Raw genomic sequence first — 17516 nt, forward strand, 5'->3', positions numbered from 1 at the left:
CGCCTCACCCCGCGTAGTTGAAGGTGCCGGTCTGGCCGTAGAGAGCCAGAGTGACCAAGAGAATCACCATCTGCGAGGCGATCAGCGACGTCCGGGTCGCGCGCCCGACCGCCTCACCCACACCGGCGGGACCGCCAGTGGCGTTGAGTCCGTAGTACGTGTGGATCAGCATGATCACCAGCGCTGCGGCGACCGTGACGGCGAAGGAGAAGAACACGGCTTGCGGATTGAGAAAGGTGTCGAAGTAATGGTCGAACACTCCGGACCCCTGCCCATAGAACGCGGTGGTGATGACCCGCACCGAGAAGAACGACATCAACAAGGCCACGCAGTACAGCGGGACGACCACGATCACGCCCGCGAGCAGACGAGTTGAGGCTAGGTAGGCGATCGGCCGGATGCCCATCACCGCTAGCGCGTCGATTTCCTCGTTGATTTTCATCGCACCGAGCTGCGCGGTGGTACCAGCACCGATCGTGGCGGCGAACGCGAAGGCGGAGCTGGCCGGGGTGGCCAACCGAACGTTGACGTACGCCGACGTGAAGCCGGCCAGCGCTTCCACGCCGACTTGCGACATCTGGTTGTAGGCCTGACTCGCCAGAGCGGCGCTGGTCGACAAGTTCAGGAAGGCGACGACAGCGACTGTGCCACCCACCACCGCCAAGGATCCTGCGCCGAGACCAATCGCGGCGATCTGGCGTAGCACCTCGGCACGGTAGGTCGTGGCCGCCTGCACGGTCGAGCTGATCGATTGACCGTAGAAGCGGGCCTGATCGCCGAGATCTCTCCAATTGGCCCTCCACTGGCTCAAAGAGCGGGCGGTCCCGGGAAACCGCTGCCGGAAGACAACGCCGGCGCTCATTTCGTGACCTCGAACCCGACCGCAGTGACGATGGCATTGACGACGAAGAGCAACAAGAACGCAATGACAACGGTTTCGCTGACCGCGTTACCCACTCCGGCCGCACCTTTTTGCACTCGCAAGCCTTGGTAGCAGGCGATCAGACCCGCCACGAAACCGAACAGCGTGGCTTTGACGAGAGACACGAGGACATCGCCGAGACCGGTGATCAGCGTCATGCTGGCGACGAATGACCCGGGCGTTACATGCTGGAAGTACACCGAAAATAAGAAAGCGCCTAGGAGCCCAGTAACGGTCACGACAGATGACAGGAGCACCGCGACCAACGTCGTGGCCAGCACTCTAGGGACGACAAGGGAATGGATCGGGTCAAGGCCGAGGACCCGCATTGCATCGACTTCCTCGCGGATCGTGCGCGACCCGAGATCGGCGCACATCGCCGAAGCGCCGGCCCCTGCGACGACGAGGACAGTCACGAAGGGGCCGATCTGGTTGACCGCGCCCAATGCTGCGCCGGTTCCTGAGAAGTCTGCGGCGCCGAATTCGCCGAGCAACGTGTTGAAGGTGAATGACGTGAGGACAACGAGGGGAATCGACAACGTCAGCGCTGGGACCATGGAAACCCGCGCCACGAACCATGTCTGGAGGAGGAACTCGCGCCATTGGAAGGGTGGTTTGAACATCGCGACGAACATGTCCAGCGTCATCGCGTAGAGCCCGCCAATGATGCTGAGTGGTTTCAGAGCTTTGACGTCAGCCGCTGTCGGGAGGTTCTCAACCTTGCTACGGAGCGAAAAGCCCTTCACTCAGAAGCCCCCATAAGGTTGCTGAGGTGCGCGTCTGGGACCGGAATCTCCCTCACCGCGGCTAGGCCTGCCCCAACAGCACGGCCGAAATGCGTCGATGACAGCAGGCATGGTGAGGCCGGACCGCCCCCGATCGCCTGAAGCCGGCAACACGGTCACGTCGCAGCTTCCTGTTGCGGCTCAACAAAGGTTTCAACCCTCACGCCGTGTGCTGGCCGCAGCGTGATGTCGAAACGAAGTCCGATGTCGTCGCGGGTGGCAATCAGGGCTTGCCGCCGCTCGGCGGGCAGGCGGCGGAGCAGGGGGTCCTTGGCGAGATGGCACCCTGGAAGGTAGGCGCGGGTTATCAGCCGATCGAGAAGCCCTCGAGTATGCACCGACACCGCAATGAACGGCGCTGCCCCGTGCTCGGGTGCTCGAGGCGGCACCATTCTCATGCTGTAACGACCCTGTTGGTCGGTGATGACGCTCTTTGGGCGGGTGTAGTTCCGGCCGTCGCACCGCGGCCGTCCGATCTTCGTCGCCGCGTTGTCGTCGTCCCCCGCGGCGTGCCAGGTCTCGATCAGGACGTTAGGAACTGGTCGACCATCTTCATCCGTAATCACCCCGTGAAACTGAATGGCCCCGGACGCGCCCGCCGCCCGGTCGCACTGCCACCGTGGAGAAGCTGCCATGTTCAGTCTCCCCAGACGAGTCCGTCGACCTGACCTAGGAGGCGGAGTCCGGCGCCGAGCACCGCCATGTTCGCCATCGCCACCTTGACCGGGCCCACGAATTTGATCTTGCGCGTCGCGATGGCGTTCGCTACGCCGAGCTCGCCGTCCGCGACCCGGTGCCAGACGCTCGCGGTTGCAGTCAGAACGAAGTCAGCCTTTCGCCCTTGGATCTGCACCCCGCCGTAGACGGCCTCACCATCGGTGATCTCCAACTGTGAGACCTGGTCGTTGGCGTCCTGTACTCGCCATTCGATCAGCATGCTCAATTCTTTGGCACCCTGCCGGATCTCGGCCGAGTCGTTCCACAGGTCGCGGTACGCGCGTGCCCACTCGGGCGACATCAACGCAACGGCAGTCATTATCTAATCCACTCCTTCGGTCGACGAGTCAAACGGGGTACACCAGATAGCGCGGCGGAGTGTTGTCCACCACCACGAATTTCTGCTGAAACAGCGCGGTTTCATCGTCAAGGACGACGACGTCTTCGCTGTAGCCGCTGACCAGAATCCCCGGCTCGCCGGAGGCGCCGGTGTAGGTGACGAGGACGTTGGACCGTACCTCCCAGCGGTCTTCGCCGAGCTCACGCATCGCCGTACGCTGCTGAACGTGGCGGGTGTCGTAGGGTTCGACCGTGCCCGCCCAGACCTCCTGGATCATCTTCACGCGGTCGGCCAGCCGTTCTCGGCAATCGTCCATCATGTACGCCAGCGGCAGCCCCTCACGGACGTTCTCCATCGCGCGCACCTCGTAGGCACATTCCGTCGCGAACAGGGCAAGCCACGCGGTGAAGTCTTGATCGTCGACTGCGCGGGCGTAGGCTCCCAGCAGTTCGTCCACCAGGTACGCGGCACGTGCCCGCCGATCTTCGACGCTCGATGTCAGCAAAACTCCATCACCTCCTGGTAGTGCGCCCACCAGCCGGTATTGGCGACCTCGTCGTTCTGCGACGACTCCGATAATGGTCGGCCGACCCCGGCGACAAAGCGCTGATAGCCGCCGTCACGCGCGGTCGCCTGCACGCGGTTGTAGACGGCGGCGTCCTCGATACTGATGAAGCCGCTCGGCCCCAGCAGATTTGACGACTGGCGGACTCGGTGGCGTGCGAAGTCCTCGGAGTCACTGGCATGGCCGAAGAACGTGTATCGCACCTCGGTACGATCAACCCCCAGCGGGCGGGCGTACCGGATGTTGATCGTGTCGACGTGACGCACGATCCCAGTGACCGGCCGTAACGCAATCACGCGGGCTCGGCTGTCATCCCCCATCCGCGTGACCACACTCGGGTCAGCCAGGAAACCGTTGTCCACGTAGGGTTGCGCATCGTACAGAATCGACATGTGCCCATAGGGCTCGCTGACCAGCACGTTTCCGCTGCCGCCCTGCCAGTTGAGCAGTTTGAACGCGCTGTGCAGCAGCGGCGCGTGATAGGGATCGTTGTCGATGTAGGTTTTCCAATTACTCTGAAACACCACCGTCTGGTAGCCCAGCAACGTCAAGTCCCCGTCATCGACCATGCAGTCGCGCAACGGATCCGCGCTATCGCCGAGATAATCGTCGAACGGCGGCGGCTGCGCAGCCATGCTGACGAAGATCAAACCCCACGCCTCGACTACGTGCAGCTCCCGGAGGCCGTAGTCCTCCTCGCGAAAGTCCGGGCGAAACTGCATGCGGCGGGGCGCGCCGGCGAAACGGCCGTCATTGTTGAAGATCCACCGGTGATACGGACACTCGAATCGCTCCGCCACCCCGCACCGGCGCTGTTCCAGTAGCGTTCCCCGATGGGCGCAGGAGTTGACGAACACGCGGATGCGGTCATCGCCGTCCCGCACCATCAGCAGCGGCACGTCGGCCAGCCATCTCGTCCGGAAGGCGTTGCGCTCGGCCAGCTCGGCCCGGTGCGCGATCGGATGCCAGTAGGGGCCATAGAAGATGCGGGTGAGCTCTTCCCGGTAGACGTCGGGGTCGCTGAACACCTCCTTGGGGATGTCCGCGGCAGAGGTGAACCGTTTCCGGATCGCCGGCTGTATGTGGTCGAACTCCATCGTCGGTCCAAGCTTCACTGCGCTGTTCCCTTCTTCGGCGTCGCGATGTGGGTGATCGCGCCCAGGCCGTCGGCCAGGCACTTCCAGGTGTGGCCCTCGTCTTCCGACACGTAAAGCCCACCCGCCGTGGTGCCGTGGTACAGCAGCAGCTCGCCGCCTTCAGTGAGCTCGCCTTCCAGCGCCCAGACCATGTCGAACAGGCCGCGGTCGTCCTCGCTATCCAGCCGTACCCAGGAGGCGCCACCGTCGTTGCTGCGGAAGAATCCCACGTCGGCGCCGCGGCGTCGGCGCAGTTTGGACGGCGACAAGAAATAGACGTTGCCGTTGATCACGCCCATCACCAGCCGGCGCACTGCAGCCCACTTCGGTGGGATGCCGTCGGCCGCGGCGAGGAACACCACGTCGGGGTCGGCGGGATGCACCACGATCGCGTCTTCGGTGTAGTTGCGCTCGCCAAGTCCGTTGTTGGACTGCACCCAGCTCGATCCGCGGTCGGTGCTGCGGTAAATGCCCTTGCCGCCGCGGTAAGGCTTGGTGTCTTGGCCGGTGGTGACGATGAGCCGGTCGGGAGCTTCCGGGTGCAGGACCACGCGGTGGATGTCGTGACCGAGGCCATCGATCTCCTCCCACGTCTGTCCCCGGTCCCGGGTGATCAGGAGGGATCCAACTTCAATGCCGACGTAGACGACGTCAGCTTCTAGTGGATGCACGGCGATGGTACGGACGTGCGCGATTCCCGGGCGGATGGGGAAGCTCCACCTTTTCGCTTCGGGTACGCCGAGGACGTTTCCACACTCGGCCCAGATCCCGTCTTGCCACCGCAGCAAGTGCGCTGGTTCTGTTCCGGCGTAGAGCGCGTTGGGCGTGTGCGGATCGAACGCCAGCGCGCGCACGTCGCGGTGGGCGAGGCCATCGCCGAGGTCAGTCCAGTGGTCTGCGCCCGCGGTGGCGAGAAACACGCCGTGCTTGTGGACGGCGACGGCGACGCGCTCGTCCTGAACAGCCATGGCCATGACCTGCCCCGGCAACTCGGGCCAGGCCCGGGCCTTGCCGTCGCCGGACACGGTGAACACACCGCGGCTTGTCGCGGCGACGACCATCAAGCCTCCCTCACTCACGGCTTCACCAGCACCTTGACCAGACCCTCCCGGCCCTCCAATAGCCCGCCCAATCCCTCCTTGACGGCGCGGTCCAGCGGGACTCGAGCGGTGATTTGCGGCGCGAGCGCGAGTTTTCCGTCGGCGATCAGGGCGAGAACGGCCGGGAAATCGTCGAACATGTCGTAACCGAAAACCATCCGGAGCTGAATCTCCTTGAGCAGATGGCGGTTGACATCGAGCGAGGCCGCGCCGGCCCACGACGACATCTCCATGAAACGGCCCTGTTTGCGGAGGCAGTCCAGGCCCTGTGTGAACGCCTCCGCGCTGCCCGCCACATGGAAGACCACGTCCACCCCTACACCGCGGGTCTCCTCCAGGATGCACGCGGTGGTCCCGGGGTCATGCGGATCGAGCACCAACGTGGCGCCGAGGTCGCGCGCCAGGCTGGCCCGCACGCCGCTTGGTTCCGTGACGAAGATTCGCGCAGCTCCGGCCGCGCGTGCGCACTGGATCACGGTGAGCCCGAGTGCCCCGGCACCGAGGACCATCACCGTTTCGCCGAGGAGCAGTTCCGCTCGCCGCACCGCGTGGAACGCCACCGCCGTCGGCTCGGTCAGCGCCGCCTCCTCGAGGTCCACCACGTCCGGCACTCGGACTGCGAGCCGAGAGGGCACTGCGACGTAGTTCGCGAGGCCTCCGTTTCGGGTGAAGCCGATCCATCCTGGGCGCTGGCACAAGTGGTAGAGCGACCGGTGGCAGTAGTGGCAGCTCCCGCAGAAATCCATCGGGATCACCGCGGCGCCCTGCCCGATGCGGGATTGGTCGACGCCCGCTCCGACCTCCACGATCCGGCCCGAGACCTCGTGACCGAGCACCACCGGCGGCTGCGAGAAGGTGGGCCCCGCGACATACTCGTGGAGGTCAGTTCCACACAGCCCTGTCGCCGCCACTTCGATGATGACCTCACCGTCCTGCGGCGCCGGGTCTGGCACCGACGTCAGACCGACGTCGTTGGTGCCGTTGAGAACGATCGCTTCCATCTCAGCTCGCGGTGCTTTCGTGGGTCCGGTGTAGATTCCAGCGGTTGGGGATCATGCTCATACCGCCTCGAACGCCCGGAAAGTGACGCCGGCGGTCATGCCTCCGTCGACCGGCAGTACGGCACCGGTGATGTAGGACGCCTCGGGCGAGGCAAGAAACACAGCCGGCGCCGCGATCTCGTCTGGTCCTGCGAAACGCTGCATCGCGCAGAGGTCCACCATCATCGAGGCGTGTTCGGGGTGCTCGGCCAGGAACCGTTCGATCCTCGGCGTGCGGGTGCCCCCGGGGGCGATCGCGTTCACGCGGATGTTGTCGCGGGCGAAGTCGAGGGCCATGTTCTTCGTGAGTAGCACGACCCCGCCTTTGCTTGCGCTGTAGGCGGAGCACCTGTTCTCGGCGAGGATCCCGGCCGTCGACGCGACGTTGACGATCGACCCGCCGCCACCCTGGCGCAGGAGTGGGATGACGGGTTTGGACATCTGAAAGACACTGCCGAGGTTCATGTCGATCTGGCTGCGCCACTGCTCCTCGCTGATCTCCTCCACGTTGCGAGCCAGGCTCCCGCCGACGACGTTGAACAGTGTGTCGAGCCGCCCGAACTCGGTCAGCGCCCGTTCGACGACACTGTTGGCAACATCGCTGAGGCAAACGTCGCCGGCGACGCCGCAAACCGCCGCGCCGGACTCGGCCAATTCATGCACGGCCGCATCGAGGCCCTCGCCGTCGGTGTCGGCCATGACACAGGACCCACCTTCGCGGCACCACCGCAGGGCGATCGCCTTACCGATTCCCGCGGCGGCGGCAGTGACAATTGCGACCCGGCGGTCCCCCGCCTTCACGGCACTCACGCGGCGCCGATTGGTGAACGGGCGCACTTCGCGCATAGCCTGGGCAGAAGCTTCATCAAGCACGCCCGCCGAATGCGGGAGGCTGACCCATGTATTCCAGCCATCTCCCCCAAAACCGCCGCTGATTCTGCTCGGCGTACCCGCTCGGGAGGGCCTCTCCCGGCCCTGGCCAGTCGGTGAGCGGAGTCAAGTCCATGCCCATTTCGTAGTTCAGCAGGCCTTCACCGGCGAACGGGCCCTGGACAGATTCGGTGATGGCCTTCCATGCCTCGGCGTCGTCCTGTTCGAAAACCCCACCTGGGCCGAAGTTGTTGACGTAGGACGCCTGGGACGCATCGCGCAACCATTCCGGAGCATCGCGTTCGACCAGGAACCAGGAGAGGATCTCCATCCGATCATGGGAGAGCGGATGCCATACCCGGAACGTGATGAAGGGGGTAGGGGGCGACATGTGGTCCGGCGCGATGGTCACGTTGATGAACGACAAATTCGGGAACACGGTGCCGTGAATAAAGGCTGAGCGTCGCATCAGGTCCTTGTGTACCGGCGACGGGTAGGACGTCGCCATCTGGTCGACGACTTCGTCGGGGTATCCCTCGTACTCGGGAAAATCGGCGAGCGTGGGCGGAAAGCCGAGTACGCCGACGCCGTGGCCGTTCTGCAGCGAGATCTCCGCTGGTGCGCTCGCGAAGTTTGGGTCACCGGGCGCCATGCCTAGCTCGACCATCGAGCGGTGAGCAAAGAGGGTGTGGTAGGAGTCGCCGACAAAATTGTCGGCGGCTGTCTTCCAGTTCGCTGACATCACCCATCGATGCGGTGCCCCTATCACCTCCAGACCGCCCGCTGTCTTCTTCGCAATGAGGTCGAGGTAGAACGTCGTGTCGCCGAGGTAGTCGGTCAGGCTCGGCGCCTTCGGATCGACGCTGCCGAAGATGAATCCGGCGTACGAGTCGACATGGGGGATGTGACGTAATCCCCACTGCGACTTGTCGAAGCCGCCGGGATAGGCCTCCGTCATCGCCGGCACGCCGACGAGCTCTCCGGTGTTGCTGTACACCCAGCCGTGGTACGGGCATTGGAAGTGCGCGGTGTTTCCCATCTCCGCCCGGCACACGAGCGCACCACGGTGGCGACAAGAATTGGACAGCGCCTGGATGCGGCCGGAGTTGTCCCGGCAAACGATCACCGAATCGGCCCCGATGTGCCGCACGACGAAGTCGCCGGACTTGGCCAACTCCGACTCGTGTCCGAGAAACACCCAGGCGCGCCCGAAGATCCGCTCCATCTCGATCGTGTGTAGCGCGGGATCGCTGACGACGCGGGCCGGTAAGCGCCCGACCTTGAGCCCGTCCGCTACCTCCCGCAACGCGCGCCGCAGGTAGGGATCGGTCGCGTCAGCTGTTCCGGTTGTTTCGGTGGTCATATGGTTGGACCCTTTCTGGAATCGGCGATATCCACGAGGAGGTGGTGAACGGAGCTGGCCCTACAGGACTACCGACAGGTTGCCTTTCTGGAATCGGCGATATCCACGAGGAGGTGGTGAACGGAGCTGGCCCTACAGGACTACCGACAGGTTGTCGATAGGCAACGTCGAGTGGTCGAGCAACACCTCGCGCCGAGCCAACCGCAGCGAATCGTCGGTGCGGCGCAACACGTCGACGCGTTCGGCCGAGAGCAACTCCCACCGGCCGCTATCTCCGCGGCTGCGAAAGAACAACAGATTCGAGCGCACGGTCAACTCATCAGCCTCCGGTCCGGCAACCGTGCGAATGTTGGACACGAAGTGCCGGGTCCGCGACCGAGGTGACTCGGCCCACGAGAAATCCGTCTCGCCCCGAAGGACCCGCATCTCCAAACCCGTGTAGTCGTCGTTCCAATGCGCGATCGCACCCACCCAACCCGCGGAATCCTCACGGGTGGTGCGCACCGGAACCACATACCGGATGTCGGGGTCGAGCAGACCCAACCATTCCCGGAACTGCCCCCCATCGAGTAGCTCCGCCTCCCGGAACATGAACTCCTCGACAGCCTCACGGGTATCCCGATCGACCGCAACCGCGTTCATCACACCGAACTCCTCGACCAGACCATCAACACTCACTCTCTATTCTGCTGAACAGATGTGTCCTCCGCTGTAGAGAATGTAAGCTACGTCTCACCGGGCCGTCAAGACAACATCTCCGAATGGACCATGACCAAAACGGCTCCCACAGCAAGCCCCACGGCGCTCCCAGAACCAGCCCCACGGCACACGTCGTCGACAGCCAGCGAACCCATAGACGACGACCAGAGGCATCGCTCGGTCGTCGTCGCCTTGCCAGCGGCTTGACAGCGGCGGCGGCCCTTGCAATGTGCGCACAGTCGGTGAGAGCGCTGCCGGTGTGTTCCTCGTCGAGGCGTGGCAGCACACGCACGTCTATTGGCGGTCTCTACGTTAGGAGGGTCGAATCGCCGCGAACGTTGGGCCGGAATGGATCATTAATGGGGGCATCCCTGCCGAAGCACGCGCCGCCACGCCTTCACACCGTCGGCGAAGTTACCTGTGTGCATCGATACCGCCGCGTCGTCGTCGCTGATCAACGCCCGTGACGCTTATGTGTTGGTCAGGCTCCCCGCCGGACTCAGGACAGCGGAGGGCCTGGCGGCCCGATGCGACGGCTGATTGTTTGTAATTCGGTGTAGGAATCCAGGCTGGCTGGAGAGAATTCGCGTCCCAAGCCGCTCGCTTTCGCCCCGCCGAAGGGTGCGCGGGGGTCGAGGGAGGTGAAGGTGTGGCTGTTGATGAAGACGGAGCCGGTGTCGAACCGACGGCCAAGCAGGAACGCCCGCTCTTCATCTGACGTCCAGATCGAGGCGGCAAGCCCGTATTGCGATTGATTCACGAGCCGGATCACGTCGTCGAGTTCGTCGTATTTCAGCACGGGCACTACCGGGCCGAACTGTTCCTCTTCGACGATTGCGAGGCGGGGATCAGCCTCAGTGACCACGCTGGGCATCATGAAGTGGCCGTGGTCCCAGGCCGCCGAATCGAGCCGCTGCCCGAGGGTGGTGACGGTCGCGCCGCTCGAGCGCGCGTCGTCCACGATCTTCTCGACGAGGTTCTTCTGCTGAGCGTTGTTCAGCGGCCCCATGGTGACTCGGGGGTCGTCGCCGGGCCCGACGACGATTTCATCCACGGCGGCTGAGAACGCTTCCACGAAGCGGTCGTGGATGCGGGTCGGCACGTAGATACGTTTCAGACCGAAGCACACCTGGCCGGTGGTCCCGAACGCGCCTTTTACGATCTGCCGCATAGTCTCGGGCGAGAGGTCGACGTCGTCGAGGAGGATCGCAGGGTCGTTTCCGCCCAGCTCGAGCGTCACCCGCTTGATGTCGCGCGCGGCCGCGGCCATAACTTTGCGCCCGGTATCGATGCCGCCGGTGAAACCAATCTTGCGAATTCTCGGGTGAGCGACGAGTGCTTCTCCGACCGCGTCGCCTCCGGTGACCATGTTGAGCACGCCCGGAGGGAAGTGCTGTTGGAGGGCTCGGATGATCTCGGCGAGAACCAACGGGGAGTTTGCCGCCGGCTTCAAGACGACTGTGTTGCCGGCGACGAGTGCGGGCGCCAGCTTCATGAATGCCAGGACCACCGGGAAGTTCCACGGCGTGATGGCGGCCACCGGCCCGATTGGGCGGCGGCGGATGAGGGTCGTGCCCCCGGTGTCGCGAATCTGTTGGTCTGCAAGGATTTCAGCCGAAATGCCTGCGGTGTAGCCGCAAATGCCCGACGCGAATTCGAGGTCGACGTGCGACTCTTCGAGGATCTTTCCGTTCTCCCGGCTCAGGATCGGCGCATATTCCTCGATCATGTCGTGGATCGTGCCTGCAGCGGCAAGTAGTGCTCCCTGGCGTTCTTCCAGGGGCCGCGATGACCATTCTGGGAACGCCATTGCAGCAGCTGCGACCGCTTCGTCGACCTGCCCGGGTGCGGCGTCTGGGACCGAACCGAGCAGTACCCGGATATCAGCCGGGCTGACGACGTCGATCGTCCGGTCGGATGTTTCCTCACGTCCGTTGATGATGAGGTTTGCGCTGATCATGCCGAAGTCCTAACTTTCCTGCGGGGAACGGTTGATTTGTGGGAGCCATGTCTGGGTCATCGGAGGATCGCCCGGCGACCGCCAGATAAGTGCCGAATCCGGCGCCGGCCGCATCGGGCGGCCATCATCGCCTGACCCCGCAGCGTGGACCTTGCCGACACCGAACACGCCCGGCTCGCGCTATTCCGATGGACATCAAGTTTTCTTTTCGTCGGGCGGAGCGTCGCGGCTGCCGTCGAGGGGCTCTACGCCCGGGAGGAAGGGGTCGGGGATCACCAGTGCGTGGCTGACAACGATCGCGTCCACGTGGCAATCGATTGCGCACAACCGACAGGAATGACAGTCGTTGGGGTAGATGATCTTGGCTCGCCACTTGGTCGTGGACCACGGTTCGTCGCCCTCCACCAGCCGGATCACCCCGGTTGGGCAGCTGTCGATGCAGACGTTGCACCCGTCGCACGTTGTTTCGTCGATGCTTTCGATCACTGAACCGCCGCCTCCTCACGGTAGCCTTGCGGCACGGTATATGGACTTGGATGGCGGCCGGGCGGGGCCTGCACCGGCCACGACTGGATCGGCAGGTCGCGTTCGCTGAACTGCAGATCGAATTCACCGCCGCTGCCCCGGCGCACGAGCAGCCACTTCAGCCACTCATCGTTGTCGGCGTAGGGGTAGTCGATACGAAACAGCTCCCCGCGACTTTCGGTGCGCCGCTTCATCGCCTCACAGGTGATGATCGCCAACGTCAGGTATGCGCGCACCTCATGCGCCTTCTTAAGTTCTTGATAGTCCGGCGCGAAAACGTAACGCAGTACCCGATCCCGGATCCGGTACAGCTCAGCGAGCGCTGAATCGATCCGTGCCTCCGACTTAAACAATGCGAATGCCGGATTGGCCGTCGCCTCGCCGATGGCTTTCCACACATCCACCGGCCGGACCTGCCGCAGCCGACGCATCGGCGCGAAATACTCCGCGAAGCTCTCCTGTGCCTGGTTCTCCCACACACTGCGCGCTACCGCGTGACCGCCGCGCGCCGCCGCCGCAGTGCCCGCCCGGTACCCCGCAACAGCCGAGAAGCTCGAGATCCCGCTGCCAGAAATTCCCGACATCAAATGCGGACACGCCGTGCCATACCCGGCCGCGTACAGGCCGGGCACTGTGGTGGCTCCGTCCAGGTCGATCGTGGGACCGCTGGTGCTGCTCGTGCCGAGCACGATGAACGGGGTCACCTCCAGCAGGTCAGTGGAGGGATCGACCTCAAACTCGGTAAAGGCGCGCCGCACCGTCGGAGACACTTCATACAGCACCTCTAGATCCGCCTGTGGTACGTGACGCAAGTCGAGATAGCACGGCCCTCGGCCCTCGACCATCTCGGTCATGATCGCGCGCGCGATGGTGAACAACCCGCCCTTATCGCCCCAGATCGGGTCATAGCGGTCCATGAAGTACTCGCCCGCCGCGTTGCAGAACTTGCCACCGATCCCCTGAATCTTGGCTTGACCCGGTGTGAAGAATGACCGATTGAAGTAACTCCAGGCAGCGAACTGGCCGAATTCCATGCCGGCGAACTCAGCACCCACTCGCCAGGCCGCCACATGACCTTCCCCGCTGCAATGGTCGGCGAACGCGTAATGCAGCTTGGGGTACCAAGGGCCGGTGTTGAGGATGACGCTGCCCGCCGTGAAGACATGACACTGGCCAGTGACAACATTTACCCCCACCGCACCACACACCGCACCAGCGGTGGGCCGACACCCGTCGGTGGTCAGCAGATCAATCACATCGACCCGCTCGAACAGTCGCACCCCCGCCGCTTTCATCCTCTCCTTGAGGATCTCCATACACACGCGACCATCCACACCCAGCGTCGTGCCAAGGTTGTGGCCGCGGACCGTCACATACTTCAGCGACCCATCCTCATGAGTGGAATAGGGCACACCCCACTCGATCTGCTCGTTAACCCTGTCATAGGCCTCGGCTATGTACTGCTGCACCCAATCCTGATCGGCCAAATAATTGCTGCCCACCACGAACTCGCGCGCCCACTCCGTCATCTCCTCACCCTGCACCCGGTGATCAGGGGCGTATTGGCTGTGGACATACGTCATCGGCCCTGCCCGAGACACCACCGCTTTCTCCACCAGAATCACCGACGACCCCAACTCCGCGGCCCGTAGTGCTGCCCGCACTCCGCCAATTCCCCCACCCACTACCAAGACGTCGCATTCTTGGACCGACACATCCAGGTCACCCATAACGCCAGTCACGCCTTCACCAACATCTCGATCAAGTCCGTCTCGGTTGTTTCGGTGGTCATATGGTTGGACCCTTTCTGGAATCGGCGATATCCACGAGGAGGTGGTGAACGGAGCTGGCCCTACAGGACTACCGACAGGTTCCCTTTCTGGAATCGGCGATATCCACGAGGAGGTGGTGAACGGAGCTGGCCCTACAGGACTACCGACAGGTTGTCGATAGGCAACGTCGAGTGGTCGAGTAACACCTCGCGCCGAGCGAGCCGCAGCGAATCGTCGGTGCGGCGCAACACGTCGACGCGTTCGGCCGACAGCAACTCCCACCGGCCGCTGTCTCCGCGGCTGCGGAAGAACAAGAGATTCGAGCGCACGGTCAACTCATCAGCCTCCGGTCCGGCAACCGTGCGGATGTTGGACACGAAGTGCCGGGTCCGCGACCGAGGTGACTCCGCCCACGAGAAGTCCGTCTCGCCCCGGAGGACCCGCATCTCCAAACCCGTGTAGTCGTCGTTCCAGTGCGCGATCGCGCCCACCCAACCCGCGGAATCCTCACGGGTGGTGCGCACCGGAACCACATACCGGATGTCGGGGTCGAGCAGACCCAACCATTCTCGGAACTGCCCCCCATCGAGTAGCTCCGCCTCCCGGAACATGAACGCCTCGACAGCCTCACGGGTATCCCGATCGACCGCGACCGCGTTCATCAAATCGAACTCCTCGACCAGACCATCAACACTCACTCTCTATTCTGCTGAACAGATGCATCCTCCGCTGTAGAGAATGCTAGATACGTCACACCGGCCCGTCAAGACAACATCTCCAAATGAACCACGGCCAAAACGGCGCGCAACTAATGATGATGCTGCACAACCGAATCTGGACGCGAGCTCATGTGGCGCCTCCATCGGATGCGCAATGCCCGGGCGCCTGGCGCGTCGGGACTGTCGCGGTAACGGTGTAAACGGCCTGATCGGCCCCGGTGTGTCGGGGCCGGAAAGGTCGCGTGATGACCGAAACTGTCGTGGCTGTGGAGCCATCGCAGAATCCCGATGATGAGGCCGCCGTGGCGGCCATTGATGTCCCGGATAGCGGTGAGGTCGACGAGGGGACTTGACCCCGTGTGTTGGACACGCTCAATCCCAGGAATGTGCTGGGGGAAGCGAGATGATCCAACCCGATGGCAAGGAAAAATTACCCCGATGAGTTNGGGACTTGACCCCGTGTGTTGGACACGCTCAATCCCAGGAATGTGCTGGGGGAAGCGAGATGATCCAACCCGATGGCAAGGAAAAATTACCCCGATGAGTTCAAGCGTGACGCGGTCGCGCTCTACCGGGACACCGAGGGCGCGACGATCGCCCAGATCGCTGCCGAGCTCGGTGTCAGCGAGGCCACGCTCTCGGCGTGGTGCAAGTCGGCCGGGGTGCCGATTCGGCACCGCCGCGGTGTCGTAGTGGCCGAGCCTGTGCCAGGGGCCGAGAGCCCTGAGCAGGAGCTGGCCCGCCTCCGCAGTGAGGTCAAGGCGTTACGCGCCACCGAGGCGCGGTTGTCCACCGAGCGTGACATCTTGCGGTCGGCGGCCAAATATTTCGCCGGGGAGACGAACTGGTGAGCCGCTTTCAGTTTGTCGCCGACCACCTGCACGCCTTCGAGGTGAAGTGGCTCTGCGCAGTCGTCGAGGTTGCGCGTTCGTCGTTCTACGCGTGGTTGGCCGGTGCTGACGGACGAGCGGCCCGTCGGGCTGCTGACGAGGCGCTGGCCGAGCGTATCCGCGCCGTCCACGACGAGGACAACACCTACGGGGCGCCGCGGATCACCGCCGAGCTCAACGACGGTGCGCCCGAGGGGCAGCGGGTCAACCACAAGCGGGTGGCTCGGGTGATGCGCGGCGCCGGGATCGCCGGTTATCGACGCCGACGTCGGGTCAAGACGACCGTGGCGGACCCGGCGAACCAGAAGGTCCCCGACCTGCTCAAACGCGATTTCACCGCCGCGCAGGTCAACACCCGTTACGTCGGCGACATCACCTACTTGCCATTGGCGACCGGCGCCAACCTGTACCTGGCCACCGTGATCGACTGCTGTTCACGGCGGGTCGCCGGGTGGGCGATCGCCGATCACATGCGCACCGAACTGGTCATCGATGCGCTCAAAGCCGCTGCTGCACTGCGGGGTTCACTGGCTGGTGCAATATTCCATGCAGATCATGGAAGTCAGTACACCTCACGGGATTTCGCGAATCTCTGCCGCGATCTGGGGGTCGTCCAGTCGATGGGTGCGGTGGGGTCAAGTGCCGATAACGCGTTGGCCGAATCGTTCAACGCCGCCCTCAAGCGCGAGATTCTGCAAGACCGTGCCTGCTGGCCGGACGCGGCGATCTGCCGCCGTGAGGTCTTTCGGTGGCTGGCCCGCTACAACACCACACGACGGCACTCCTACTGCCGTCATTCCAGCCCCGCGACCTACGAAAGGAACCTGACACCGGCTACGCTGCCCGAAGCCGCATAACCACAAATCCCGTGTCCACTACATGGGGGCAAGGCCCGATTCCAGCCCCGCGACCTACGAAAGGAACCTGACACCGGCTACGCTGCCCGAAGCCGCATAACCACAAATCCCGTGTCCACTACATGGGGGCAAGGCCCGAGCTCGAGGTTGCCCGGGAGTTGGTACGCGAGGCCGGCGTATCGCTGACCGGTCCGGGCGGGTTGCTCAAGGCGATGACCAAGACGGTCATCGAGACCGCTCTGGATTAGGAACTGTCCGAGCACCTGGGCTATGACCGTCACGATCCGGCTGGGTATGGCTCGGGCAACTCCCGCAACGGAACCCGGGCCAAGACCGTACTGACCGATGCGGGCGGGCAGATCGAGATCGAGGTGCCGCGCGACCGCGCCGGCAGCTTCGAACCCCAGATCGTCCAGAAGCGCCAACGTCGCCTGACCGATGTCGACGAGGTGGTGTTGTCGCTGTATGCCCGCGGGCTGACCACCGGCGAGATCAGCGCCCATTTCGCCGACATCTACGGCGCGTCGGTGTCCAAGGACACGATCAGTCGGATCACCGACCGCGTGGTCGAGGAGATGACCGTGTGGCACACCCGCCCGCTGGAACGCGTGTACGCCGCGGTGTTCATCGACGCCCTGCACGTCAAGATCCGCGACGGCCAGGTCGGCCCCAGGCCCATCTACGCCGCGATCGGGGTGGACCTGGCCGGGCATCGTGACGTGCTGGGCATGTGGGCCGGCGAGGGCGAGGGCGAGGGCGAGTCAGCCAAATACTGGCTGGCGGTACTCACCGAGCTGAAGAACCGCGGGGTGGCCGACATTTTCTTCCTGGTCTGCGACGGGCTCAAAGGCTTACCGCAGTCGGTGGGCGCGGTGTTCCCCGACACTGTGGTCCAGACGTGTGTCATCCATTTGATCCGTGGGACGTTCCGCTATGCCGGGCGCCAGCACCGCGACGCCATTGCCAAGGCGTTGCGGCCGATCTACACCGCGGTCAACGCCGAGGCTGCAGCGGCAGCGCTGGACGCATTCGAGAGCCGAGTGGGGTAACCGCTACCCGGCGGCGATTCGATTGTGGCGCAACGCGTGGAGTGAGTTCATTCCGTTCCTGGACTACGACACCGAGACAAGGAAGGTGATCTGTTCGACCAATGCTACTGTTATCTGTAGTGCTGCGGTGAGCGTCTTTCATGTGGACCACGAAGTCTCGAAGTGGTCGGTTCTGCGTTCTGGATGTGGTTATCTCCAGCCGTCCAT

Annotated in this window: 16 protein-coding genes and 1 pseudogene; 2 read left to right on the forward strand and 15 right to left on the reverse strand. The window is 63.9% G+C overall.

Annotated features, from left to right (window positions below):
- Positions 1 to 4: 4 nt before the first annotated feature.
- From H7I57_RS32960 to H7I57_RS33030, 15 genes are all read right to left on the reverse strand, one after another.
- The gene (locus H7I57_RS32960) at positions 5 to 862 is read right to left on the reverse strand and encodes an ABC transporter permease (RefSeq protein WP_011768154.1); all 858 of its coding nucleotides are present in this window, start codon (positions 860 to 862) and stop codon (positions 5 to 7) included.
- Positions 859 to 1668: an MlaE family ABC transporter permease gene (locus H7I57_RS32965; RefSeq protein WP_011777809.1), complete on the reverse strand. Its 810-nt coding sequence runs from the start codon at positions 1666 to 1668 to the stop codon at positions 859 to 861. Before H7I57_RS32965 ends, H7I57_RS32960 begins: the two co-directional genes overlap by 4 nt.
- A 155-nt stretch (positions 1669 to 1823) precedes the next feature.
- Positions 1824 to 2342: a dioxygenase family protein gene (locus H7I57_RS32970; RefSeq protein ID WP_011891586.1), complete on the reverse strand. Its 519-nt coding sequence runs from the start codon at positions 2340 to 2342 to the stop codon at positions 1824 to 1826.
- A gap of 2 nt (positions 2343 to 2344) precedes the next feature.
- Positions 2345 to 2743 (reverse strand): SCP2 sterol-binding domain-containing protein, encoded by a 399-nt coding sequence (locus H7I57_RS32975; protein ID WP_168141331.1) that lies wholly within the window; start codon positions 2741 to 2743, stop codon positions 2345 to 2347.
- 28 nt (positions 2744 to 2771) lie between these two features.
- Positions 2772 to 3269: an aromatic-ring-hydroxylating dioxygenase subunit beta gene (locus H7I57_RS32980; protein WP_011855458.1), complete on the reverse strand. Its 498-nt coding sequence runs from the start codon at positions 3267 to 3269 to the stop codon at positions 2772 to 2774.
- Positions 3263 to 4426, reverse strand: coding sequence for an aromatic ring-hydroxylating oxygenase subunit alpha (locus tag H7I57_RS32985; protein WP_234904400.1), 1164 nt, complete (start codon positions 4424 to 4426; stop codon positions 3263 to 3265). Before H7I57_RS32985 ends, H7I57_RS32980 begins: the two co-directional genes overlap by 7 nt.
- Positions 4427 to 4440: 14 nt before the next feature.
- Positions 4441 to 5544: a beta propeller repeat protein gene (locus H7I57_RS32990; RefSeq protein ID WP_233151270.1), complete on the reverse strand. Its 1104-nt coding sequence runs from the start codon at positions 5542 to 5544 to the stop codon at positions 4441 to 4443.
- The gene (locus H7I57_RS32995; RefSeq protein ID WP_011767832.1) at positions 5541 to 6566 is read right to left on the reverse strand and encodes a 2,3-butanediol dehydrogenase; all 1026 of its coding nucleotides are present in this window, start codon (positions 6564 to 6566) and stop codon (positions 5541 to 5543) included. The genes H7I57_RS32990 and H7I57_RS32995 overlap by 4 nt, the downstream gene beginning before the upstream one ends.
- A gap of 57 nt (positions 6567 to 6623) precedes the next feature.
- Positions 6624 to 7451 (reverse strand): SDR family NAD(P)-dependent oxidoreductase, encoded by an 828-nt coding sequence (locus tag H7I57_RS33000; protein ID WP_083406783.1) that lies wholly within the window; start codon positions 7449 to 7451, stop codon positions 6624 to 6626.
- Positions 7452 to 7470: 19 nt separating this feature from the next.
- Complete coding sequence (locus H7I57_RS33005) at positions 7471 to 8838, reverse strand: aromatic ring-hydroxylating dioxygenase subunit alpha (protein WP_083406782.1); 1368 nt, start codon at positions 8836 to 8838, stop codon at positions 7471 to 7473.
- A gap of 132 nt (positions 8839 to 8970) precedes the next feature.
- Complete coding sequence (locus H7I57_RS33010; protein ID WP_011777802.1) at positions 8971 to 9480, reverse strand: aromatic-ring-hydroxylating dioxygenase subunit beta; 510 nt, start codon at positions 9478 to 9480, stop codon at positions 8971 to 8973.
- A gap of 556 nt (positions 9481 to 10036) precedes the next feature.
- Positions 10037 to 11497: an aldehyde dehydrogenase family protein gene (locus tag H7I57_RS33015; protein ID WP_264028508.1), complete on the reverse strand. Its 1461-nt coding sequence runs from the start codon at positions 11495 to 11497 to the stop codon at positions 10037 to 10039.
- Between the two features lie 195 nt (positions 11498 to 11692).
- On the reverse strand, positions 11693 to 11983 hold the full coding sequence (locus tag H7I57_RS33020) for a 4Fe-4S dicluster domain-containing protein (protein WP_011767827.1): 291 nt from the start codon (positions 11981 to 11983) through the stop codon (positions 11693 to 11695).
- Positions 11980 to 13752 (reverse strand): FAD-binding protein, encoded by a 1773-nt coding sequence (locus H7I57_RS33025; protein WP_011559041.1) that lies wholly within the window; start codon positions 13750 to 13752, stop codon positions 11980 to 11982. The genes H7I57_RS33020 and H7I57_RS33025 overlap by 4 nt, the downstream gene beginning before the upstream one ends.
- Positions 13753 to 13946: 194 nt before the next feature.
- The gene (locus H7I57_RS33030) at positions 13947 to 14456 is read right to left on the reverse strand and encodes an aromatic-ring-hydroxylating dioxygenase subunit beta (protein ID WP_011559047.1); all 510 of its coding nucleotides are present in this window, start codon (positions 14454 to 14456) and stop codon (positions 13947 to 13949) included.
- Between the two features lie 575 nt (positions 14457 to 15031).
- On the opposite strand from H7I57_RS33030, the gene H7I57_RS33035 reads away from it, so the two are divergent.
- A protein-coding gene (locus H7I57_RS33035) for an IS3 family transposase (RefSeq protein WP_085975380.1) occupies positions 15032 to 16260 on the forward strand; the annotation gives its coding sequence in 2 pieces (ribosomal slippage) (positions 15032 to 15344 and positions 15344 to 16260; 1230 coding nt in all).
- A gap of 122 nt (positions 16261 to 16382) precedes the next feature.
- Positions 16383 to 17415: pseudogene (locus H7I57_RS33040) on the forward strand (IS256 family transposase); the annotation flags it as partial.
- Positions 17416 to 17516 lie beyond the last annotated feature (101 nt).

The organism is Mycolicibacterium pyrenivorans (assembly GCF_025821625.1).
In the GTDB taxonomy this organism is placed as follows: Bacteria; Actinomycetota; Actinomycetes; order Mycobacteriales; family Mycobacteriaceae; genus Mycobacterium; species Mycobacterium pyrenivorans.